This is a genomic window from Mesorhizobium sp. M0293 (assembly GCF_040321735.1).
Classification (GTDB): Bacteria; Pseudomonadota; Alphaproteobacteria; order Rhizobiales; family Rhizobiaceae; genus Mesorhizobium.
In genome coordinates this window covers 55,871-76,708 of record NZ_JAMYSA010000017.1, presented here as the reverse complement: position 1 = coordinate 76,708, position 20,838 = coordinate 55,871, and the positions used below count along the sequence as shown (strand labels likewise).

General features: G+C 61.5%; 23 protein-coding genes and 2 pseudogenes. 10 read left to right on the top strand and 15 right to left on the bottom strand.

Translation table 11 applies throughout. The annotated features are described in order from the left end of the window. Positions 1-459: 459 nt before the first annotated feature. Entirely contained in the window at positions 460-1,011 is a 552-nt protein-coding gene (locus tag NKJ06_RS09530) for a TetR/AcrR family transcriptional regulator (RefSeq protein WP_352630455.1), read from the bottom strand. Between the two features lie 110 nt (positions 1,012-1,121). Here NKJ06_RS09530 and NKJ06_RS09525 point away from each other — a divergent pair, with 110 nt between their 5' ends. The 6 genes from NKJ06_RS09525 (at position 1,122) to NKJ06_RS09500 (ending at position 5,913) form a co-directional block, all read left to right on the top strand. Next, positions 1,122-1,910, top strand: coding sequence for an SDR family NAD(P)-dependent oxidoreductase (locus tag NKJ06_RS09525; RefSeq protein ID WP_352630457.1), 789 nt, complete (start codon positions 1,122-1,124; stop codon positions 1,908-1,910). 58 nt (positions 1,911-1,968) lie between these two features. Beyond that, positions 1,969-3,063, top strand: a complete 1,095-nt coding sequence (locus NKJ06_RS09520) for an alkene reductase (protein WP_352630459.1) — start codon at positions 1,969-1,971, stop codon at positions 3,061-3,063. Positions 3,064-3,195: 132 nt separating this feature from the next. Next, a complete protein-coding gene (locus NKJ06_RS09515; protein WP_352630461.1) occupies positions 3,196-4,005 on the top strand; it encodes an AraC family transcriptional regulator in 810 nt (269 codons plus the stop codon). A gap of 98 nt (positions 4,006-4,103) precedes the next feature. Beyond that, on the top strand, positions 4,104-5,072 hold the full coding sequence (locus NKJ06_RS09510; protein WP_352630463.1) for an alpha/beta hydrolase: 969 nt from the start codon (positions 4,104-4,106) through the stop codon (positions 5,070-5,072). Positions 5,073-5,304: 232 nt separating this feature from the next. Beyond that, complete coding sequence (locus tag NKJ06_RS09505) at positions 5,305-5,607, top strand: hypothetical protein (protein ID WP_352630465.1); 303 nt, start codon at positions 5,305-5,307, stop codon at positions 5,605-5,607. A gap of 21 nt (positions 5,608-5,628) precedes the next feature. Further along, positions 5,629-5,913 carry a nuclear transport factor 2 family protein gene (locus NKJ06_RS09500; protein WP_352630468.1) on the top strand — a complete coding sequence of 95 codons (285 nt, stop codon included), beginning with the start codon at positions 5,629-5,631 and terminating at the stop codon, positions 5,911-5,913. 9 nt (positions 5,914-5,922) lie between these two features. On the opposite strand, the gene NKJ06_RS09495 is transcribed toward NKJ06_RS09500, so the two are convergent. Further along, on the bottom strand, positions 5,923-6,822 hold the full coding sequence (locus NKJ06_RS09495; RefSeq protein WP_352630470.1) for a LysR family transcriptional regulator: 900 nt from the start codon (positions 6,820-6,822) through the stop codon (positions 5,923-5,925). A 103-nt stretch (positions 6,823-6,925) separates the two neighbouring features. Between NKJ06_RS09495 and NKJ06_RS09490 the strand changes: the two genes are divergently transcribed. Beyond that, positions 6,926-8,383: an LVIVD repeat-containing protein gene (locus NKJ06_RS09490; RefSeq protein WP_352630472.1), complete on the top strand. Its 1,458-nt coding sequence runs from the start codon at positions 6,926-6,928 to the stop codon at positions 8,381-8,383. Positions 8,384-8,515: 132 nt separating this feature from the next. Further along, the gene (locus NKJ06_RS09485) at positions 8,516-8,782 is read left to right on the top strand and encodes a hypothetical protein (protein ID WP_352630474.1); all 267 of its coding nucleotides are present in this window, start codon (positions 8,516-8,518) and stop codon (positions 8,780-8,782) included. Positions 8,783-8,895: 113 nt separating this feature from the next. Here the strand turns inward: NKJ06_RS09485 and NKJ06_RS09480 are convergent, their stop codons facing one another. From NKJ06_RS09480 to NKJ06_RS09460, 5 genes and pseudogenes are all read right to left on the bottom strand, one after another. Continuing rightward, entirely contained in the window at positions 8,896-9,708 is an 813-nt protein-coding gene (locus tag NKJ06_RS09480; protein WP_352630477.1) for an SDR family NAD(P)-dependent oxidoreductase, read from the bottom strand. Positions 9,709-9,766: 58 nt separating this feature from the next. Beyond that, positions 9,767-10,702 carry a sugar phosphate isomerase/epimerase family protein gene (locus NKJ06_RS09475; protein WP_352630479.1) on the bottom strand — a complete coding sequence of 312 codons (936 nt, stop codon included), beginning with the start codon at positions 10,700-10,702 and terminating at the stop codon, positions 9,767-9,769. Positions 10,703-10,731: 29 nt separating this feature from the next. After that, positions 10,732-11,499, bottom strand: a complete 768-nt coding sequence (locus NKJ06_RS09470; RefSeq protein WP_352630482.1) for an SDR family NAD(P)-dependent oxidoreductase — start codon at positions 11,497-11,499, stop codon at positions 10,732-10,734. 22 nt (positions 11,500-11,521) lie between these two features. Next, complete coding sequence (locus NKJ06_RS09465) at positions 11,522-12,628, bottom strand: ABC transporter ATP-binding protein (protein WP_352809688.1); 1,107 nt, start codon at positions 12,626-12,628, stop codon at positions 11,522-11,524. A 67-nt stretch (positions 12,629-12,695) separates the two neighbouring features. Then, positions 12,696-12,938, bottom strand: a pseudogene (locus NKJ06_RS09460) (carbohydrate ABC transporter permease); the annotation flags it as partial. Between NKJ06_RS09460 and NKJ06_RS09455 the strand changes: the two are divergent. Beyond that, positions 12,939-14,372: pseudogene (locus NKJ06_RS09455) on the top strand (phytoene desaturase family protein); the annotation flags it as partial. Positions 14,373-14,457: 85 nt separating this feature from the next. Here NKJ06_RS09455 and NKJ06_RS09450 read toward each other — a convergent pair. The 4 genes from NKJ06_RS09450 to NKJ06_RS09435 form a co-directional block, all read right to left on the bottom strand. After that, on the bottom strand, positions 14,458-14,850 hold the full coding sequence (locus NKJ06_RS09450; RefSeq protein WP_352809687.1) for a hypothetical protein: 393 nt from the start codon (positions 14,848-14,850) through the stop codon (positions 14,458-14,460). Positions 14,851-14,959: 109 nt separating this feature from the next. Beyond that, positions 14,960-15,322, bottom strand: coding sequence for a radical SAM family protein (locus NKJ06_RS09445; RefSeq protein WP_352809686.1), 363 nt, complete (start codon positions 15,320-15,322; stop codon positions 14,960-14,962). 87 nt (positions 15,323-15,409) lie between these two features. After that, positions 15,410-15,781 carry a nuclear transport factor 2 family protein gene (locus tag NKJ06_RS09440; RefSeq protein WP_352809685.1) on the bottom strand — a complete coding sequence of 124 codons (372 nt, stop codon included), beginning with the start codon at positions 15,779-15,781 and terminating at the stop codon, positions 15,410-15,412. A gap of 73 nt (positions 15,782-15,854) precedes the next feature. Continuing rightward, positions 15,855-16,244 carry a nuclear transport factor 2 family protein gene (locus NKJ06_RS09435; RefSeq protein ID WP_352809684.1) on the bottom strand — a complete coding sequence of 130 codons (390 nt, stop codon included), beginning with the start codon at positions 16,242-16,244 and terminating at the stop codon, positions 15,855-15,857. Between the two features lie 170 nt (positions 16,245-16,414). Here NKJ06_RS09435 and NKJ06_RS09430 point away from each other — a divergent pair, with 170 nt between their 5' ends. Next, positions 16,415-17,284, top strand: a complete 870-nt coding sequence (locus tag NKJ06_RS09430) for a helix-turn-helix domain-containing protein (protein WP_352809683.1) — start codon at positions 16,415-16,417, stop codon at positions 17,282-17,284. Between the two features lie 301 nt (positions 17,285-17,585). Here NKJ06_RS09430 and NKJ06_RS09425 read toward each other — a convergent pair whose 3' ends face one another. From NKJ06_RS09425 to NKJ06_RS09410, 4 genes are all read right to left on the bottom strand, one after another. Continuing rightward, complete coding sequence (locus tag NKJ06_RS09425; RefSeq protein WP_352809682.1) at positions 17,586-18,371, bottom strand: SDR family NAD(P)-dependent oxidoreductase; 786 nt, start codon at positions 18,369-18,371, stop codon at positions 17,586-17,588. A 61-nt stretch (positions 18,372-18,432) separates the two neighbouring features. Continuing rightward, complete coding sequence (locus NKJ06_RS09420) at positions 18,433-18,768, bottom strand: hypothetical protein (RefSeq protein ID WP_352809681.1); 336 nt, start codon at positions 18,766-18,768, stop codon at positions 18,433-18,435. Then, positions 18,768-19,634 (bottom strand): DUF6772 family protein, encoded by an 867-nt coding sequence (locus tag NKJ06_RS09415; protein ID WP_352809690.1) that lies wholly within the window; start codon positions 19,632-19,634, stop codon positions 18,768-18,770. The genes NKJ06_RS09420 and NKJ06_RS09415 overlap by 1 nt, the downstream gene beginning before the upstream one ends. A 58-nt stretch (positions 19,635-19,692) precedes the next feature. Continuing rightward, positions 19,693-20,838, bottom strand: a complete 1,146-nt coding sequence (locus NKJ06_RS09410; RefSeq protein WP_352809679.1) for a mandelate racemase/muconate lactonizing enzyme family protein — start codon at positions 20,836-20,838, stop codon at positions 19,693-19,695.

Sequence of the window (20,838 nt, the reverse complement as noted above, 5' to 3'; positions counted from 1 at the left end):
ATTCGGACCCTCCGGTGAGTGCTGCAGCTTGGTAACTCCAGTCTCCTCGGTCCGGTCCGAATGGACAACCCTCTGAAAGCTCACAACTAGGCGAGCAGGCTTCTGAATGGCAGCAACGCGCGGATACTGTTGAAAAAGTCCGACGCACTGCAAAGTCCCCGATGGTAGAATCCCGTTCTACCCGGCGCATTGCATGGAATCAGGATTCACTTTTGGAGTCTTCGTGGAACGCCACTCTACGCAAATGCCATGGGCAACCGCGACCCGGACTTTTTCAACAGTATCCGCCCGAGGCGGACGTACATCTTCCATAACGCGAACGGCACGGCCGTTGAGAGCGGCGTTGTTCAAAGGCGAGCGCTGGGGCGAGGCTATGCGAGGGAGCGCTCTTTCGATGCGCAACCTTGAACGGCTTCCTTCACGGGTTTAGCGGGCTGTCGCAGGCCACATAAATGGCCGTCACTTGGCGACAATGGTATCGATCCAAGCACGCGTCTGTTCCAGCACTTCATCCGAAAACGTTGGGTCGTCGATCGCCCGGGCGAGGATCACTGCCCCCACCATCGCCGCAAAGCTTCCGATCGCCGCACGGCGTCTGTCTGCCGCATCCAGCTTCGGGAGCGCCTTGCCAATATGGTCGATCTGCGATCGAAGGCCCTCTGTCATGGCTGAGCGGGCAGCCGGGGTCTGATGGCGGACAGCCGCGGCAAGACCCGCCGTCGGACAGCCGCCGGCGGCGTTGTCGCGATGACGGGGCGAAAGATAGGACGCCACATAAGCGCGAAGATCGCTCCCTCCACCTGAGTCCGCGGCGAGGACGTGGGCAAGGGTCTGCGCGATCAGGTCGTCCTTCGAACTGAAATGGCCATAGAAGCCGCCATGGGTGAGCCCGGCGGCCTTCATCACTTCCGCCACGCTGACCGCGTCGAACCCCTTCTCGCGAAACAGCCGGCTGGCCGCATCCAATATCCGGTGACGGTTCTCCGCCATCTGCTCTCGGCTGACCTTCATTTCAAAATTCTCCACAGTCCCCGTTGACATTTACATGATGCTCATCATATTTAGCCGCAATCATGATGATCGTCATGAATATAGGTTCCATTAGAGAAAAGAGCAATGCCATGACCACCATTCCATCAGTCCTCATCACCGGCGCCTCCACGGGCATCGGAGCTTCCTATGCCGACCGGTTCGCCCGCCGCGGACACGACCTCGTGTTGGTTGCCCGTGACGTGGCACGAATGGAGGCACTGGGAGTCCGGCTCCGTCAGGAAACTGGCGTTGCGATCGACATCATCCAGGCTGATCTTACGCAGCCTGCCGAGCTTGCAACGGTAGAGACGCGGCTGCGCGACGACGCCCGCATCGGAATCCTCGTCAACAACGCCGGAACGGCCATCGGCGGAAGCTTCGTCGAACAGAGCACCGATGACGTGGCGCGGCTCGTTGCGCTCAACACGACCGCACTTCTGCGGCTTGCCAGCGCCATCGCCCCGCGACTTGCGAAGGCGGGTGCAGGGGCGATCATCAACATCGGTTCCGTGGTCGGGCTGGCGCCGGAGTTCGGCATGACGGTCTACGGCGCAACCAAAGCCTTCGTGCTGTTTCTGTCGCAGGGGCTCAGCCTCGAGCTTGAGCCGAAGGGCGTCTACGTCCAGGCCGTGCTTCCCGCCACGACGCGAACCGAGATCTGGGGCCACGTCGGGGCCGACATCAACACGCTCTCCAACGTCATGGAGGTGGACGATCTGGTTGACGCGGCGCTGGTCGGCTTCGACCGCCGCGAACCGGTGACCATCCCGCCACTCCCCGATGCCGGTCAGTGGGACGCGCTTCAGGCCGCGCGCCAGGCCATGCTTCCGAACTATCGGAACGAAATTCCCGCCGAGCGGTACCGCACGGTCGCCTGAGCACCAACGAATCCATTTGATAACGACCTCGTCGCGGCGGGGACAAACAAGGTGACCTATGACCAACAAAGCACTTTTTGAGCCTTATTCTCTCGGCTCGCTGACGCTCTCCAATCGTATCGTCATGGCGCCCCTCACGCGCAATCGCGCTGGCCCGGGCTTCGTTCCGGGCGATCTTGCCGCCGTGTATTACGGCCAGCGGGCCTCCGCCGGCCTGCTGATCTCCGAGGCCACGCAGATTTCGCGGCAGGGACAAGGTTACCAAGACACGCCCGGCATCTACTCCCAGGCTCAGATCGACGGCTGGCGCAAGGTCACGACAGCCGTGCACGCCAAGGGCGGGCGTATCTTCCTGCAGCTCTGGCATGTTGGTCGCGTCTCGCACGTCGATCTGCAGGAGAACGGCGCCGCGCCCGTGGCGCCCTCGGCAATCCGGGCCGCGACCAAGACGTTCGTGAACAACGGTTTTGTCGAGGTTTCGGAGCCCCGTGCGCTGGCGCTCGACGAGCTTGCGGGGATCGTCAACGATTTCCGGCAAGCAGCCGCGAACGCCATTGAGGCCGGCTTCGATGGCGTCGAGATTCATGGCGCCAACGGCTATCTGCTGGATCAGTTCGCCAAGGACGGTGCCAATGTCCGCACGGATGCTTATGGCGGATCGGTCGAGAACCGCGCCCGGCTGATGCTGGAGGTTGCGACTGCGGTGGTCGAGGAGATCGGCGCAGAGCGTACCGGCATCCGGATTTCGCCCGTCTCGCCCGCCAACGGCGTCTCGAGCAGCGCCCCCCAGGCACAGTTCGACTATATCGTCGATCAACTCGACGCTTTGGGCATCGTCTATATCCATGTCGTAGAGGGCGCTACGGGCGGATCGCGCGATGTCGCGCCGTTCGACTTCGGATCGCTCCGTGGTCGCTTCAACAACACCTATATCGCCAATAACGGCTATGGCCTCGAACTCGCGGCGTCGCGGCTCGCCGAGGGCAAGGCGGACCTGTTCGCCTTCGGGCGCCCGTTCATCGCCAATCCCGACCTTGTGGAACGGCTGAAGACGCGCACGCCGCTGACGGAGTTCAACTCGGCGACGCTCTATGGCGGCGGCTCCGCCGGGTACACCGACTATCCCGCCATCGCAGCCGCAAGCCGCCCCTGACCCTTCGATAGATGCATCGCTTGGATTGGCGATCCCCGCACTGATGTCGGCCTTGCCAATATTGTAGCTTGACCACGCGGTATTTGAAGCGGTTCACTGGAAGCTGGCGACCTCTGTTGCTATTTTGACTCCATGTTGATCGGGCTGGAACAGACTAGGCGAGAACTGCACGCCGGTTCATATGAATGGTCGGGAGGCGCGTCCACGTTTCTCAGGGCCGGTCCTGGTGAAGGTGCGTTCCATTTCGAGCGCGTGACCGTGGGCGTGGTGCTGGCGCCGCTTAGAAGCCATCATGCTGCTTATGGGAATGACCGCCGCCGGGCCTTGCCATTGCTGCCGGGCCAAGGCTGGGTTTTCCCCGCCGGCTTCGAGGGCTGGTGCCGGTGGGATGAGCCGAACGACTTCCTCAATGTCGAGATCGACGACGATCTCCTCATGGATGCAGGGATGCCAGCACCGTCCTTAGTGCCTCAGTCAGGTACGATCGATGCGTTGGTGACTCAACTCGCCGTCAGCCTTCACGCTGCAGGAAATGCCGCGCCTCGGCTGTATCGCGACGCTTTGGCTGTCGCACTCGCAGCGCAGCTCACGCGTGTCGCGGGCCAGCCTGCAGGCGATCCGCCTGCGGCAGAGCCGCGTATTCTGCGGGCGCTCGACTATATCGAGGCGCATCTTGCGGATGACATTTCGCTCGATGACCTGGCGGCGATAGCGGTGATGAGCCGGTTCCACTTCGCGCGCGCATTTCGCGATGCCGTTGGCGTGCCGCCACATGCCTTTGTCGTTTCCCGCCGGATCGAGCGGGCGAAGGATCTGTTGCGCTCAACCCGACTCCCGATCGCCGAGGTTGCATGGCGGGTCGGTTATTCCAATCCGGCAAAGTTCGCGGCGCAGTTCCGCAAGCTCGTGGGCGAGAGACCGGGAGCATGGCGCGGGCACTAAAGGGCAAGATCGGATCGGGAAAGCGCAAGGACGGGCGCTGACGAGCGGACGTCATGACGCGATGCTGGAGGAAATCCTGTCCTGAGGAGGCTTTTCCCATGTCCGTGCTCTCGTCGTTTATCGCCGCGGCGGCTTCGATGTTTTTTGCCGGAGCTGCGCTTGGCGCTGAGGTTCAGACCCGCAAGGTTTCCTTTGACAATGAAGGGGTCACCCTGATCGGCACACTTTATCTGCCCGCCGATTACCGGCCCGGCGAGAAGCGCCCCGGCGTGCTGGTGACCGGCGCCTGGACATCGGTCAAGGAGCAGATGTCCGGCCTCTATGCCCGAGAAATGGCAGAACGCGGCTACGTGTCCCTTGCCTTCGACTTCCGCGGCTGGGGTGAGTCCGGCGGGACTGCCAGGTTCATGGAAGACCCTGCGGCCAAGACGTCAGATATTGTTGCTGCCGGCCGTTTCATGGCGAGTTTGCCTGATGTCGACACGGCCAAGATCGCGGGCCTCGGTATCTGCGCCTCAGCCGGCTACATGGCGCAGGCCGCATCAGCCAATGCGAACTTCGCCAGTGTGGCGCTGGTGGCTCCCTGGCTGCATGACGCCCGCATCGTCGAACAGGTCTATGGCGGTCCAGAAGGTGTGGCCGCACTGATTGCGACATCGCGAGAGGCCGAGGCCGCTGAGCGCAAGGGCCGACCCCGGATCATCGTCGCCGCGAGCATGAGCGACCGGACGTCGCTGATGTACCAGATACCCTATTACACGGAGAGTAACCGGGGCCTCATCCCGGCCTATGACAACAAGTTCAACCTGGCCTCTTGGGAACCGTGGCTGACCTACGACTCCGTGGCCGTCGGTGCGCAGCTCGACAAGCCCACGCTCATCGTCCACTCGGAAGCCGCAGCGATCCCGCAGGGTGCGCATGCTTTCTTCGCGCTTCTTGAGGGCGACCGGTCCGAACTCTGGCTGGACGACGTCCCCCAGTTCGACTTCTACGACAAGCCCGAGAACGTGACGCGGGCCGCCGATGCAGCTGCCGCGCATTTCATCCGAATCAATAGTGGCTCTTGATACAGAGCTATCCTGGTGCCAGGCGGCCAGCGTCCTCGTCGTCGATCCACCGTGGCTGGAGCAATATCGGCAGCCCTCGCGAGATCAACCAATTCTACACAGACGTTCCACCTCAAAGACGATGAAGCAACCAACTTCCTCACGAACCAGTCCGACGCCTTCTACTGGGCCTACCTTGCACCAAAGCCACTGCTCGGGCGGCTGGCGGATCGACGGATGGTAACGAAACGGCTTGCATGCAAACAAAAAGGATATTTCCATGGAACCTAATCATTCAAACCCGGCAGAGACGCGGCCCACCGGAACCACCGGCCAAAAATGTCGTGGGATGAAGGCAGCGTTGCTCGGCGCCGCACTGCTCACAGTCGCTGGCGCTCAGATGTCCTTTGCTTCGCCCGCCGACGAAGCCCGCATAGCCAGTGTAATCTCTGCCGTCGCCGTTTACGCCGATAATCGCGATTTCCGCCCTCTCGAACGCTTCTTCGCACCGGAAACGACGATCGATTACACGTCCTTGTGGGGTGGCGAGCCGTAGCGCTTTGCGCCCTCGGCGTTGATGGATGCCTGGGCCGACCTGCTGCCGGGTTTCGACGCCACGCGTCATGAGCTTTCCGATATCCAGGTCGAGATCGGCGATGGCGCGGCAACGGCACAAGCCAGTGTCCGCGCAACGCACTGGCTGGGCGATCGCATGTGGGTCGTGGCCGGATCTTACGAATACGCACTTATCCGCACCGGCAACGGCTGGCAGCTCTCGCGGATGACCCTTCACTTGGCCGAGGAAAGCGGCGATCGCACCCTCGTCGAAGAGGCTGCAGCCAAGGTCGCGCGAGCCAAGTGATTGCCGAGACTATCGCCCACGGCCATTGGTCTGCGTCGTGCTCCGCACGACGTCGAGGAATGCCTTCAGCACCGGTGAGGGCTGCTCGCGCCGATAGATGATGGAGGTGTCGATAGCCAGGTTTCGGCCCCGAATTGGGCGATAGACCACGCCGGATCGCCGCAGGTTCCGAAGACAGGCCGGCAACAGTGAGACACCAAGCCCGACAGACACAAGGCCGATGATCGTCTGCTTGGGCGTTGCTTCTCGTACGATCCTTGGGCTGAAACCCGACGACCGGCACAGCCCGACGATCTCGTCATAGAGGGATGGATTGATGCCGCGCGGAAATTGAATCAGAGCCTCTGGTGCCAAGTCCGCTAGCGCCACCTCGGCTTCCGAGGCCAGCCGATGCGTTTCCGGCAAGGCTACGATCAAAGGTTCGACCAATATGCTTTCGACCTGCAGAGCGTTGTGAACAATAGGCGGATGAACAAAGCCGATATCAAGTTGGCCTTCAGACACGAGTTTGATCTGGTTGGGAATACGCAGATCCGTCAGGCTCAGCTCGACCTCTGGATAAGCTTCAACGAAGCGCTGAACGATTGCGGGCACGACACTGTAGATCGCCGCATCGATGAACCCGACGGACAGATGGCCGGTTTCACCGCGATCGGCTTTGCGGGCAAGTTCCACCGCTTGCCCCGTCTGATGAAGCACTGCCCGCGCCTCGTCGAGAAACACACGGCCGGCAGCAGTCAGTTCGACCTTGCGCTTGGTGCGATCGAGTAGGCGCACGCCGATGGCCTGCTCCAGCTGCTGGATCTGCTTTGTCAGAGGGGGTTGGGAGATGTGCAGGCGAATCGCGGCGCGCCCGAAATGCAGTTCTTCCGCTACAGCCACGAAGGACTGCATAAGTTTGTGGTCCATGCTTAATTTCCAAGATCGAATTACTGCGACTCCAATCGATATTGGACTGAAAATATTGGAGCCTGCAAAGTCTGAAAAGCCGCAAAAACAAGGAGGCAGGATTTTGAAGAATTCCGAGATTTCACGCCGCCAGATGCTCAAGGTACCGCTTGCCGGGGCGGCGATCGCCGCGGCTTCTCAATCCGGACTTGTCTGCGAGGCACTTGCACAGCCGGTTCCAGCTTCGTCGCCGGCGCCGCCCGGCGCCTTCGCCCATAATGTCGAAGCGGTTGGCTATACCGATCTCGATCATCGCCCGGCCTTCAAGATGGCGATCAGACAGGTAGGCGAGCGATGGTATCTTTATACGGGGCACTTCTGGCACTCCGGATGGAGCATCATCGACGTGACCGATCCTGCAAAGCCGGAGGTCGTCAAATTCGTGCCTTATCCCGGCACGAACACTTGGACCCTGCAGATCGATTTGTCCGGCGACACGATGGTGACCGCACTCGAAAAGCCGTTCGCGAATTTCGGCGGAGATCCCGATGCGTCGTTCGGCGAAGGGGTTCTGATCTGGGACATCGCCGATCCCGTCAATCCGAAACAACTTAGCCACTACCGCACCGGCGGAAACGGCACACACCGCAATCTCTATCCGGGCGGGCGCTACGTTCACCTTGCCGCCGGCATGCCGGGATACAAAGGCAACATCTACGTCATTCTCGACATATCGGACCGCTCCAATCCGCGCGAAGCCGGACGTTGGTGGGTGCCCGGCCAGCATGAGACCGGCGGCGAGAGCTTCGCGGCTGCCGAACCCGCCGCCGATCAGGAGACCTCTGATCGCCACCAATTGCAACTGAAGCCGCAATGCATGTGCGGCGCCTTCTGCGCCAGCACGGGCGCGGATGTCTCGCTGCACGGCCCGCCCTATGTCACCGGCGATCTCGTCTATTTGCCTTATGGAGCGGCCGGCATAATTGTGCTCGACATCAGCGACGTCTCCCGGCCGAGGCAGGTCGGCGGCCTAAGCTTCAGCCCTCCCTTCCACTCGCGTTTTGGCGTGCATGGCGTGCTGCCGATCCCCGAGCGCGGCATTGCCTTCGCCAATTCGGAGAACGTCACCTATGGACGTGGTCCGATGCATCACGCGTCGATCGTCGACATTTCAGATCCGAGCGAGCCCTTTCTACTGTCGCTGTTGCCTGAACCCGTGCCGCCCGAAGGCGCTCCCTATTCGGATTTCACAACGCGTGGCGGCTGGCGCGGGCCGCACAACATCAACCACCATCAGCATCATCCCGATGTCCAGAAGCAGGGCGATCTGTTCTACATCGCGCACTTCAATGCTGGGCTTAGGATCTATGACGTTTCGAACACCCGGCTTCCGCGTGAGGTCGGCTATTTCATCCCGCCGGAACCCACCCGGCGCTATGGGCCGATGCCCGAGGACAAACTGGTCCTGCAGACCGAAGACGTCGTCGTGGATCGTCGCGGCTTCATCCATATCAGCGACAAGAACCAGGGGCTCTGGATACTCCGCTACACGGGGCCGAAACCCGATAGTGCTGGACCATGAAGGTGCCTTTCCGATTCAACGGCCGAGGGTTTGGCAAACGCGGAAGCCGGCACCTCTCCTCTACGTGCGAAATGATTTCGAGCTCACAGCCCGAAATTCGGCCGCGGACTGGCTTAATGCGGCTCCTGCCGCATGATCGTCAACGGTGAGATCACGGCATCCTGCGTGGCTCTTTTTGAAGATGTCGCCGGCAAATCGGTCGAGACGCTTAGCCTCGACCGCGTCAAGGCCAGCCGGGCGGAGGAGAGGGTGCTACTGGCCATCTGCGCCTATCCTGCGTCCGAGGAAGGAGATCGCCTCGCAAAGGCCCGATATCTTTTACAGATCGAGGCGCGCGGCGAACTCGACCTGTCAGAGCAATTGCAGGCTATTCTCCATTCGTCGATGTCGAAGGGATGAGGCCGGCCGCTGCGTGGCCGACCAGCTACTAAATGTATGGAAGGCGCCCAATGCCAGCCATTCATGCGGTCGCATCCATTCAGCAAAAGCTGACATCGCCAAACGGCGGCCAGTCAACCTGGAAAGATCGTGAAACCGCCATCGACACGGAGGACCTGACCGTTGATGAAGCGTGCGCGGGGGCCGGCGAGGAAGGCCACTGCCTCGGCGATCTCTTCCGGCTCGGCATAGCGGTTCAGCGATTTCCTGCTCGAATCCATGCGCTCCGGATCGACCACGCGGGTCGCCTGGAAGCGTGCCGTCTTGGTGGCGCCGGGGCTGACCGCATTGATGCGCACGCCGTCGTCGATCAGTTCCTTGGCCAGGCAGCGCGTGTAATGCACGACCGCGGCCTTCAATGTCGAGTAGACGACCTCGGGCGAGCAGCCGAGATGTGCTGCCGCCGACGCGATGTTGATGACGGAGCCGCCGCCGCGCTGCTTCATGGGCGGCACGAAGGCCTGGCAGACCAGCATCGTGCCGATCAGATTGTTCTCGGTGAGCACGCGGATGTCCTCGAGTTCGATGTCGAGGGCGTTGTTCGGGTTCGGCTTGCCGCCCTTGGCGCCGATGTCGCCGCCGGCACAATTGACCAGCACATGCACGTCGCCGAGATCGGCCTCGATCTTGCGCTTCATCTCGGCCACCGCCTTCTGGTCGCCGATGTTGCCGGTCACCGACGTGACCTTCGTTCCATGCCGCTTCAGGCGCTCGACCACCTCGCCGAGATTGGCGAACTCGCCGTATTTGGCCGGCGCTGTTTCGTCCATGTCGTGGATCGCGACATTGGCGCCGAGTTCCGCCAGGCGCTCGGCCATCACGCGACCGAGGCCACGGCCGGAGCCGGTGACGAAGGCGGTCAATCCATCGAGTTCACGTGTCGTCATCAGGTCGTCTCCACTTTCATCAAACCAAGGTTGCGCATTTTGGCGGCGCTGCGCCGGATCATGTCGAGCTCATAGGAAACCAGGGAACGGTCGTCTTCGCGCTCCCAAGGGGTGCGGTAGTCGGCATCGTCGGGCAGCCGATTGCGCTACGCCGCGCGCAGGCAGCAAATTCACGCGCCGTCTTCTGTGGATAGCCGTGCCACCAGTCGTCGCTGAGATACCGGACATGCCGCGCCTCCAATGCGCCCGGTTCGAGAACGGCGGTCATGCGATCGTGGTGTTGGCCGAGAACTGCCAACAGCTCGGCAAACGGCACCGCGCCGTCGCCGATGGCACAACGGATCAGCCGGTAGCCTTCGGTCGTGAACTGCACGCGGTAATCCTTGAGGTGGACATGGCGGACATAAGGAGCGATCGCCCTAGTAAAATCGAGCGGCGCTTCGCCGACCGGGAAGGTGTTGCCGGTGTCGAAGGTGACGCCGACGCCTTCGCCGCCGAGCGCGCAGAAATCGACGAGTTCCTGGCTGGTGAAGTCCTGGTGGTTTTCGATCGCAAGGACATGGCTTTCGGCAATCGCGCGGGGACCCCATTCCTTCAATCTCGATCGAATGATGCCGGCGAACTCGTTCCATTTCTCGCCGGCGGCGTTGCGGTCGCCACAGAGAACCGGCGTCAGCGCGGTTCGGATGACTTTGACCCTCAGCAGGCGTGCGGCCCGAAATGCCTCGTCGAGTGGTTCGCCCACCAGAAGGCCGCCGCTGACGATCGGCGTGATGCCAAGGCCGGCGAGCCGTTCCCGCAGCGCGATCACCGCCTCGTCGGAAAGCTCGCTCAGCCATGGCACCCAGATCTCCAGCACCCGCGCGCCGAGTTCGGTCGCCAGCGCGATGAAACCTTCCAGCCCTGCCGGCTTGGGATTGGCGCGTGGCGTGCCGCGGGCCTGGAGGCCGAGATGATAGGTCAGACCGTAGGGGTTCAGGCCGACCTGGAGCATGGAGCGATCCTTTGATTGGGGTTTTGCGGTCATCGCAGGCCGGCATCCACGGTGATCGACTGCTTGGTGATCATGCGGCTGTCGTCGGCGGCGAGGAACAACACCGTGCGCGCGATCTCCTCGCCGAGCAGAACCCGGCGGATCATCTGACGCTGTACGGCCTGGTCGACCGACGCCTGCGTCTTGTACCAAAGCTGCCGTTGCCGGTCGGTGATGACGGCACCCGGCTCGATGGCGTTGACGCGGATGTTGTCGGGGCCAAACGCCCGCGCCAGCGCGAATGTCAACCCGACCACTGCAGCCTTGGCCGTCGCATAGGGCGCCATCTCGGCTGCGCCGAAACGCCAGGCGATCGAGGAAAAATTGACGATCGAACCAAAGCCTAGCTCCTGCATGTGCGGATGCACGGCCTGGGCGGCAAAGAAGTGGTGCCTGAGGTTCACGTCCTGGGCGTGGTCCCAGTACGCCTGCGTCACGTCGGCGACCGGGTGGCGATTGTCGTCGGCGGCGTTGTTGACCAGCACCGCGACCGGTCCGAGGCGGTCGCGCACCGTGCCGATCGCAGCCTGGAGGGCAGGAATATCGGTCACGTCGCAGCGTATGAACAGTGGCGCGTGCGGCACCGTGGCGGCGAGTTCGCGCGCCAACGCCTCGCCGGCCTCCTGCTGCAGATCGAAAAAGGCGACGCGCGCGCCATTGGCGGCGAAGGCGCGGACCGTGTCGGCGCCGATACCCGACGCGCCGCCGGTGATCAGCACGACACGCTCAGTCAGGCTCGGATAGGTGGCAAAGGACAATGCGGAGCTCTTTCAGATCAGGTCAGATCAGGCGTTGGGTCGTCGGGTCGAACAGGCACGCACGCGCCATGTCGATGCCGAGCGTCACCGTCTCACCCATCCGTGGCGTGCCGTCGGGGTCGAAACGACCGGTGATCTCCTTGGTGCCCAGGCGCAGAACGGCCATGGTTTCCGCACCTGTCGGCTCGACCAGTTCGACCACGGCATCGATTTGCGCGATGCTTGGCTTGCGGCGCGCAAGATCGAGATCAAACCGGTAGCAGTGCTCCGGCCGGATGCCGAGCACGAGCTGTCGCGGCGTATTGGAGGCAAGCGTCTGGACGATCGGCAGGCTGGCCGCCTTGCCGTCGGCGGCCTGCAAGACAACAGTGGGGCGGCCGCCTTCTTCGCTCAGTTCGGCCGGCAGAAAATTCATCGCCGGCGAACCCATGAAGCCGGCGACGAACATGTTGGCCGGGCGGTTGTAGATCGTGGCCGGCTCATCGAATTGCTGGACCTCGCCCTGATGCATCACGGCAATGCGCGATGCCAGCGTCATTGCCTCAACCTGATCATGGGTGACGTAAACAGTCGTCTTGCCGACGCGGTGATGCAGCTTCTTGATTTCGGTACGCATGTCGACGCGCAGCTTGGCGTCGAGATTGGAGAGCGGCTCGTCGAACAGGAACAGTTTCGGATCACGCACCAGCGCCCGGCCCATCGCGACGCGCTGGCGCTGGCCGCCCGAAAGCTGTCCGGGCTTGCGCCCAAGCAGCGGTTCGATCTGCAGGAAAGCGGCAACCCGCTTGACGGCCTCGTCCTGCTGCGGCTTCGGTACGCGGCGGCTTTCCATGCCGAAGGTGATGTTCTCGCGCACCGTCATTGTCGGGTACAACGCGTAGGACTGGAACACCATGGCGATGTCGCGGTCCTTCGGCGCAACCGAATTGACCAGCCTTCCGTCGATGCGGATCTCGCCGGAGGTAACAGATTCCAGCCCGGCGATCATCGCCAGTAAGGTGGACTTGCCGCAGCCGGACGGTCCAACCAGCGCGATGAACTCGCCGTTCTGCGCCTCGAGATCGATGCCCTTCAGCACCTCGACCGCGCCGAAGTTCTTGCGCAGCGATCGGATGGTCAATGTCGACATGCGATGCCCTTCTTGACGGACGGGACGATTGTCGACATGAGACAGGCTCCGCGCACTTGATCGCGCCTCACTTGATTGCACCTTGGGTCAGGCCGCGGACGAAATACTTGCCGCCGAAGAGATAGATCAGCAGCGGCGGCAGCGCGCCGATCAGCACGGCGGCGCTCATGACATCGTAGGCGCGTACATTCGTGCCGCTTGCCGTCAGCGCGACGAGGGCGGCCGTGATCGGCTGTTGCTGCCCGGAGGTGAAGACGACGCCGAACAGATATTCGTTCCAGATGCCGGTGAACTGCCAGATCACCGTGACGCGCCGGGCTTTGTCCACGACGTGATGGCAACGACCTTCATTCTGTTTGTGACCGGGCCCGCATATTCTGTGCTAGGAGCCGATCTCAGACGCCTTGGCGTCGAATTCTGCAATACTGATATGCCGCATGCGGTGGTTCTGCCCGATGGCCGGCATCTCGTCATCCGGCGCGACCGGGATGTTAATGTCCAAGCTCTGGACACGCTCACCTCGGGCGATGGCGCGAATTACCGTCGGGATATGGAAGGAATCGAGAAGGATGCGGCTTTGCTGTTCGGCCTTCTGGGCGGGCGCCTGTGGAGCTTCGCGACACTCAAGCTGCTGTTGACGGAAGCCTGGCGGCGCGGTCCACTCGGGCTCAAAGCCGTGCTTGGCAATGCATTGACACCGGCCCGTTCCTGGCTGGAGTCGAGCTATCGCTCCGATGTCGCCAGGGCTCTATGGGCCCCTTGGTCGCTTCATGCTGGTCTTGGTCCCGAGGATGCCTTTTCTGGCCAGATAGGCAAAGTGATCGGGTTCTCGCTGGAGGCTGGCGGCTCGCCGATCGTCAAGGGCGGGGCGGGCAAGCTGCTCGCCGCCTTCTCGAAACTGATCGCGGAGCGCGGCGGAACGATCAGGACGCAGTCCGACGCGGTGAGCGTGATCAGGACGGGAGGTCGCGCCACGGGAGTGCGCGTTGCTTCGGGCGCGGAGTTTTCCGCCGCGAAAGGCGTCATCTGCTCGATGACGCCGACCCAACTCTACGAAAGGCTACTTGGCGGCGTCCAAGTCACGAACGAGCCGAATGCCGTCGCGAACTATCGCCACGGCAAGGGCAATTTCCAGATGCATTACGCACTCGACCGGATGCCAGCCTGGAAGAACGCCGAACTGGCCCAGGCGGCGGTGGTGCATCTCACCGCCGGCATCGACGGGGTTTCCAAGGCTTGCAACGAAGCCCTGCGCGGTATGCTCCCGGACCTGCCGACGATCTGCGTTCAGCAACCGCATGCGCTTGACCCGTCGCGTTGCCCGCCGGGCAAGGCCATCTTGTGGCTGCAAATGCCGGAGGCGCCCCGCTTCGTCAAGGGCGATGCAGCCGGCTTGCTGGGTCCGCCGGAAGACGCACGGTGGACCGAGAGTTTGCGCGAGGCCTATGCCGATCGGGTCGAAGCCATGCTTGCGGCGCATATCGACGGATTCCAGGAATCGGTAATAGCACGTCGAGCCTATTCGCCCGCCGATATCGAGGCCATGAATATTAATCTGGTTGGCGGCGATCCCTACAGCGGTTCCTCCACCATCGACCAAGCGTTGCTGTGGCGGCCTTTCAAGCACAGCGTCAACCACAAGACCGATGTCGAAGGTCTTTATCTGATCGGAGCCTCGACCCATCCTGGATCCGGGCTGGGCGGCGGTTCCGGGTTCCTTCTCGCGCAGCATCTGGCGGGATGACACGTACGACCAGGACCTGCCCGCCACCTGCGGCCGGAATACGAGCAAGCAGCGAGCCGCTTGGGTGTCCCGAAGGACATCGACATTACTTCTGGTGCTTTGCCTGGAATTCGTCGTGGAAGATGACTTCATCGAAGCGCAGTTTGAGGCCGTGCTTGCCTAGAAGCTTCTCCACGATTTCGTCGAGCGTTTCGCGATGCGCTTTTGCGCGAGCCCGAGCATAGGCTTCCCGCACCTCTGGCGCTTCGTCGGCCAGGACGAGGTTCATCCGCTCGATGATGTGCCGCTTCAGGTTTATGTGCTCGATATAGACTTCGCGCACGCCAACGTCCGCAAGCCGGCCGAACAACTGGTCCAGCAGTTCCGGCTTCTCGGCGAAATGCGGTAGGAGCGGTCCGACAAAGGCGAAGGTTGGAATCCTCGCCTCATGCAGGGCGGCAAGGGCGTTGAGACGATGCGAGCTGCGGGGTGCCCGCACCTCGAGCCACGGCTGATCTTGTCATCGGTCGTGGTCACGGTCATCCCGACATCCGCCCGCGGCAGGCGCGTCAGCAGGTCGATATCCCGCACGACCAGGGGGGACTTGGTTAGGATACGCACGATACCGGGTAGCGCTCCTCGGCAAGGACCGTGAGTATCCCGCGGGTCAACAGGTATCGGCGCTCGGGTCCCTGATAGGGATCGGTGACCGAGCTGAGCAGAAAGGTGCCTTCGCGCTTGTCGCGCGGCATGCGCTTGAGTTCTTCACGCATCAACTCGACGGCGTTCTTCTTGATGTAGACATATTCGCCCCAATCCTTGACGGTTTCCCCAACCGCCCGGCCCATGAGGCTGGCGTAACAATAGGCACAGCCGAGAATGCAGCCGGTATAGGGGTTTGCGACGTAGGAAATCGAGGGTATCTGCGATTTCTGGATGAAGCTTTTGGCCTCAGTCTCAACAATTCTCATTGTCGTACCTCAGAACGCAGATTACCGCGGCAACAACGATGTAAGGCGGCAACAGCCGCCTCACTGTCATTCACAGGGATTTCCGCTCTAGAACATCGGATTGTTGTTTGCGCGCGTGTCAGGCATTTGCATCATCGCATCCCAGTGCTCGACCAATTTGTCGTCCTCGACGCGATAGATATCGATAAATCTCCACTCATTTCCCACCATTTCGTAGCGTGTATGAAGAATGACAATATCGCCGTTCGCAATGACATGCTTGAACTCGACTTTTTGTTTATCAACTCCTTGCGAAATAAGCATTTGTACAAGTTGTTTTACTCCCGCAGGTCCATCAGCAATTGTTGGATTGTGCTGAACAAAATCCTTGCTCATGTAGTCGTCCACTGCCGAGATATCCAAATCGCCGAAAATTCGCTGGTAAGCGTGAGTGACGATTTGCTCGTTGTTCGTGTTCATTGCGAAGCTCCTTGGAAATGGGCAGGTGGTGAGAGCAGGGACGCTTTCGCTCCGCTGCCCTGGATGCAGCGATCTACTTGCCCCAGAACGCGTCTTCCTGCGCGGGATTCGAGGAGAACAGCCAGACTTCGACGATTTTGCCATCCTGCACGCGCAGCAGATCGATCCCGGGCTGGTCGAGCATGGCGCCTTCACGCTGGGCGGCGAACTCGATCTCAATGGCAACCAGATTGCCGTTGGCGAGAAACCGGTGGGCATGGGTGATGGCGAAACTATCGCCAGCGACCTTCATCATGCCGCCCATCATGGCGCCGAATTCGGCGAGGCCGTTCTTGGTGCCCGAGAACTGGTTATTGCCCGGCTGATGCCAGATCACCTGCGGGGAAAGGAGGCTACCAAGCGTGGCCTGGTCGCCCGTCTGGACGGCTTTGATGTAGCTCTTTGCGATATCGGTATTGGTCATTTTCGGTCTCTCATTTTATTGGAACCTGCTGCGGCGTGTCTCCCCCGCAGTTCATCAGAGTGGTAATAATAGGTGACATCCCATTCCGTCGTGGTTCATACACGCCGAAATTTGATACTTATCGGACATGTCCGATCGGGATTTGCGAAACGCGAATGACAAAGAGGCGAGTGAAGCTGGATCAACTCAATTACCGTCCGAGCGGACGCGAGCTGGATGTTGAGATATTCCATTTTTCGGACTTGCGGCGCCGCGTGACCTCCGAGCAAATCCTGGCGCTGTACCATTATTCTTTCCACACGCTGATCTGCGTGACCGAAGGTGCGGTCACTCAACTGGTGGACTTCCAGCCGGTCAATTGCGCGCCCGGATCTCTCCTGGTTGTGAGGCCCGGCCAGGTTCACAGTTTCGGAAACGATGAAGGTTGGGACGGGTGGATGGTGCTGTTCCGCGCAGAATTCTTGCCCTCCGGAACGCAGACGACCGCCGACCTGCTGCCCGTCCTCGGCTTGGACCGGCTACCCGATCATCTTTCTCTGTCGACTGCCGATTTTCATGCAATGAGCGAGGTGATCGCCAGGATGCAGCTGGACGCGGCCAGCGAGGCGCGATCGAAGGACATACATGCCCTTCTGCGATACCAACTTTGTGCACTGCTTCTGCGCCTTGCCATCGTGCAGGATAGGAACCTGGGCACCGACATTGCGACGAGTCAGAGCTTGCAGCGCTACGCCAGGTTCCGAGGGCTTGTCGAACAAAACTATTATGGCTGGCATCAGGTATCAGCCTATGCCAGCGCTCTCTCCTGTACCGAGAAAAGCCTGACGCGAGCAGCCGTGGAGGCGACTGGCAAGGGCGCCAAGCGTGTCATCACGGATCGCATCGCGCTCGAGGCCAAACGGCTCCTGGTCCATACCCGCAGGCCCATCTACCTCATCGCGGAGGGCCTCGGCTTCGCTGAGGCAACCAATTTCGCTAAGTTTTTCAGCCGCGAAACCGGCTTCACCCCGATTGAGTTTCGTAAGCAGTACAACCACTGATCGCGCTCAACACAGCACAGGACATTCGCCGGCCGGCAGCTTCGATGCGCTCTGCCACAAGCGATTGCATCCGCCAAAGTCTCGGATCGTGAATACCGATTTCCTCGAGATGTCTCACGGTTTCCAGCAGGTACTCGGCCATTGACCCTATGCACCCGCCGCTTTGGCGAGAGCATCGGCGATCTGGTCGGCAAAGCCGAGATGCCCTCATGCAGACAGTCGATTGCCGAAACGTTCTGCATCACAAGCTGCCAAAGTGCTCGACACGCAACGGTCAAAATGAACGTTGCATGGTGGAGACTTACCTGAACATGGATCCTCCATCCACGTCGAGTGCGGCACCGTAGACAAAGCTGGCAGCGTCAGAACACAGGAAAAGGATCGCGGCGGCCATGTCGCGGGGATGGCCCATGCGACGCATGGGCAGGTTTGCGGCGATAAGATCCTTCAGCGCCTGGTCGATGTGCGAATGCATCGGCGAGTCCGTCGGTCCCGGATTGAGGGCATTGATGCGCACCTTCTTCCCCGCCATTTCGCGCGCGACGGACTTCACCAGCGAAAGCGTTCCTGCCTTGGATGCGGCATAGGCGGTATCGGCGATCAGGCCACCGCCGCCATGCACGCCGGCATCCGAAGCCACGCGTACGATGTTGCCGCCTTCGGGATTGGCCTGCATGCGCTGCACCGCTCCCTGGACGGTGAAGAAAGTGCCCAAAAGGTTGATGCCCAGAACACGCTGCCAATGCGCCCAGTCCTGGTCCGGTATTTTCTTAGCCGTTATGATGGCCGCGCAGGTGACGATGTTGTCGAGCCGCGGCAGGTGAGCGTCACAATAGTCGAACATGCGTTTGATGCTGTCGGGATCGCCCATGTCGGCCACGACGGTGTGAGGCTTGCCGCCCAAGGCATGGAGGTCGACCGAACACTGCTTCAGCCCGTCTGCGTCGCGGTCGCACATGACCACTTCGGCGCCCTTGGATAGGAATGCCCGGGCGATCTCCAGTCCCATGCCGCCGGCGGCGCCCGTTACCAGCACCGTGCGGCCGGCGAAACTGTCATCTGCATATGTAGCGTAGGCGGCGGTCATGTTTCCTCCTCGAAAAAGGCCGTCCCGTGTTGAAGATGGGAAATCAAGAAATTGCCGCCCGTCAGGCCTTGAGATGCAGTGTCACCAGCACGAAACATTCCCCACCGTCCTCGAAGCGGGCCGTTACACGCAGCCAGTTGCCGAAATGCGTCAAGCGCGCCATCGCCATGCCGTCGCGCCGGTTCGGCATGCGGAATTCGGTGCCCTCCGGCAACCAGCGCATCCCGTCCGGTGAGATTTCGACCCGTGCCATCGGCACGGGACCGCCAGGCTCCTTCAAGGCCCGGACGAAGAAAATCGCCTCGCGCGCCCATCCTGCCTCATAAGGTTCACTGGCGGCCTCACCGCTCCATCGTTCGTTGCGCGCGACAATGGCGGTAATGCTCTCGGGCAGCATCAGAAATCCCCGGAAATGCAGATGGAATCGACATAGAGGAATGCCCGCTTGGCGACGTCGGTCTCCGCGAACACGCAGAAATTGAGCATGCACCAGAGGTTCTTCATGGCCGGAATGTGAATCGACTCGAAACCAGACAAATCGAAGCTACGGTCGTTGCAGCGCAGGGCGAGCGCCCGCATCGACTCCAGGTCGAAGTCGAAACACAAATAGGTCCAGTTCACCTTCGTCGGGATCTCATTGTAGCAGAGGCGCTGCGCGCCGCCGGCAATGTCGAGCCAGCCCTCCGGCGCGAGATGATAGTGGCTGATCGTTTTGTTCTCGGTGCCGAGCGGGATAATGCGTTCCGTTTCACGCTTGTATTGCCATTTTTGCAGATGCTGGCCGTCGAGCGCATTGAGGAAGCGCAGATGCGGCATGACCCTGTCATCGCTGTTGTCCCGGTCTCCGCCTTGCAGATCGAACAGGAAGCCGACCGAACGCACATCCGTTTCCGACAGCTTCAGTTCGGTGGCCTCCGGCTTGAAGGTGAAATACATCTCGAAACGAATCGGCCCCCGTTTCCTGAACGTGTGGCGCTTGATGGCCACGTTGCGAGCGCCAGGTATCGGGCGCGTAGCGACTTTCAGGGCGTAGGATGAGTCCATGCCGCCGTGCGACCCGGCATCCCAGTGGCCGAGCGTCGACAGCATGGCGCTTGTGTGCTGCGCATAGCCCGGCAGCATGGTGTCGAGATCGTCCTCGTAGTTGCCGACGAGCTGCGACCAGCCGCAATGGCCGCGCGAGAAATCGTCGAAGGACAGGATCCGCGGCAACGGATCGAAGCGGCTGAGCGACGGGTCCGCGCGCAACAGCGCAAGTCGCATTGCCTCGGTCATGTCCCCGGAAGAAAGTGGGGTCTGGTTGTTCATCGGGTCGCTGGCCTCATTCGGCTTTCAGTTTCTTGACGGCTTCCCAGTCGATCTCGATACCGAGCCCGGGCCGGTCGGGAACGTCGAGCATCCCATTTTTCTGCCGGCGGCATCCCGGCGCGATGTCGGCCAGCGTGGTCTTGAACGGGCTGGCGTCGCACTCGCACTCCATCATTCCGAAGTTCGGCATCGCGGCAGCGAGATGGACACTGGCGGTTTCGCAAACGATTCCCGACATGCCGATATGCGGTGCGTAGCGGATGTCGTGCGCGGCTGCGTAATCCGCCATGCGCCTTGTCTCGGTTATACCGCCGGCGCGTGCGACGTCCGGCTGTAGGAAGGACAGCGTCCGGTTTGCGATCAGCCGCTGGGCCTGGTCGAGCGTGAAATTGCTTTCGCCCGCAGCCAGCGGGACATCGCAGCGGCGGCGCAGTTCTTCGTAGCCTTGCTCGTTCTCCGGCTGCAGCGGTTCCTCGAACCAGAAATAGCCGTTCGCCGACAGCGCGCGGCCAACCTCGACGGCCTCGTCGAGCGTATAAGCCCAGTTCGCATCGACGCAGAGGCCGACCAGGTCGCCCGCACGCTTGCGCAGACGCTCTATCCGTTTGCAAGCATCGCGCACCGGGCGCGCCATCTTGATCTTGATGCGCGGGAAGCCTTCGTCCAGATAACGGTCCAGTTCGGCGTCGGCAGCCTTGTCATCCGTCCAATTGACCGCGGCGGCGTAGACATCGATGCGATCGCGGCCAACGCCTCCCAGGAGCTTGGCGATGGGCTGGCCGGTTGCCTTGCCGAGGATATCCCACAGCGCAATATCCACGCCGGCAATGGCCTCGATGAGCATGCCCCCTGCCTTGCCCGACAAAGCCCTGCGCATCGATTGCCACAACGCCCCGATGTTGCGCGCATCCTGACCGACAAGGCGGGGCTTGAGCGACGTCTCGATCAGGTCGCCATAGGCCTTGGGCGAAAAGCGGGCCAGCGTTTCACCGACGCCGACAATGCCGGCGTCGGTGCGCACTTCCACCAGCACGAGCGAGACCTTGGTGTAAGAACCCCACGACGTCACGGTCGGTACCGGCAGCGTCTGGCTAAGCGGGTGGGCGATCACCTCCACAATCTTGAGCGGTTCTGCCGCCATCGGCTCGCTGGGACGCAT

Bases quoted from the DNA above. Each gene is read 5' to 3' on its own strand.
- NKJ06_RS09465 (WP_352809688.1), bottom strand. From the start codon at position 12,628: ATGTCGACATTGACCATCCGATCGCTGCGCAAGAACTTCGGCGCGGTC.
- NKJ06_RS09415 (WP_352809690.1), bottom strand. From the start codon at position 19,634: ATGCGACTTGCGCTGTTGCGCGCGGACCCGTCGCTCAGCCGCTTCGAT.
- NKJ06_RS09500 (WP_352630468.1), top strand. From the start codon at position 5,629: ATGGATGCCTGGGCCGACCTGCTGCCGGGTTTCGACGCCACGCGTCAT.
- NKJ06_RS09435 (WP_352809684.1), bottom strand. From the start codon at position 16,244: ATGACCAATACCGATATCGCAAAGAGCTACATCAAAGCCGTCCAGACG.
- NKJ06_RS09480 (WP_352630477.1), bottom strand. From the start codon at position 9,708: ATGACGACACGTGAACTCGATGGATTGACCGCCTTCGTCACCGGCTCC.
- NKJ06_RS09420 (WP_352809681.1), bottom strand. From the start codon at position 18,768: ATGCTGCCCGAGAGCATTACCGCCATTGTCGCGCGCAACGAACGATGG.
- NKJ06_RS09515 (WP_352630461.1), top strand. From the start codon at position 3,196: ATGTTGATCGGGCTGGAACAGACTAGGCGAGAACTGCACGCCGGTTCA.
- NKJ06_RS09410 (WP_352809679.1), bottom strand. From the start codon at position 20,838: ATGCGTCCCAGCGAGCCGATGGCGGCAGAACCGCTCAAGATTGTGGAG.
- NKJ06_RS09475 (WP_352630479.1), bottom strand. From the start codon at position 10,702: ATGCTCCAGGTCGGCCTGAACCCCTACGGTCTGACCTATCATCTCGGC.
- NKJ06_RS09530 (WP_352630455.1), bottom strand. From the start codon at position 1,011: ATGAAGGTCAGCCGAGAGCAGATGGCGGAGAACCGTCACCGGATATTG.
- NKJ06_RS09495 (WP_352630470.1), bottom strand. From the start codon at position 6,822: ATGGACCACAAACTTATGCAGTCCTTCGTGGCTGTAGCGGAAGAACTG.
- NKJ06_RS09445 (WP_352809686.1), bottom strand. From the start codon at position 15,322: ATGAGAATTGTTGAGACTGAGGCCAAAAGCTTCATCCAGAAATCGCAG.
- NKJ06_RS09510 (WP_352630463.1), top strand. From the start codon at position 4,104: ATGTCCGTGCTCTCGTCGTTTATCGCCGCGGCGGCTTCGATGTTTTTT.
- NKJ06_RS09525 (WP_352630457.1), top strand. From the start codon at position 1,122: ATGACCACCATTCCATCAGTCCTCATCACCGGCGCCTCCACGGGCATC.
- NKJ06_RS09485 (WP_352630474.1), top strand. From the start codon at position 8,516: ATGATCGTCAACGGTGAGATCACGGCATCCTGCGTGGCTCTTTTTGAA.
- NKJ06_RS09425 (WP_352809682.1), bottom strand. From the start codon at position 18,371: ATGACCGCCGCCTACGCTACATATGCAGATGACAGTTTCGCCGGCCGC.
- NKJ06_RS09440 (WP_352809685.1), bottom strand. From the start codon at position 15,781: ATGAACACGAACAACGAGCAAATCGTCACTCACGCTTACCAGCGAATT.
- NKJ06_RS09520 (WP_352630459.1), top strand. From the start codon at position 1,969: ATGACCAACAAAGCACTTTTTGAGCCTTATTCTCTCGGCTCGCTGACG.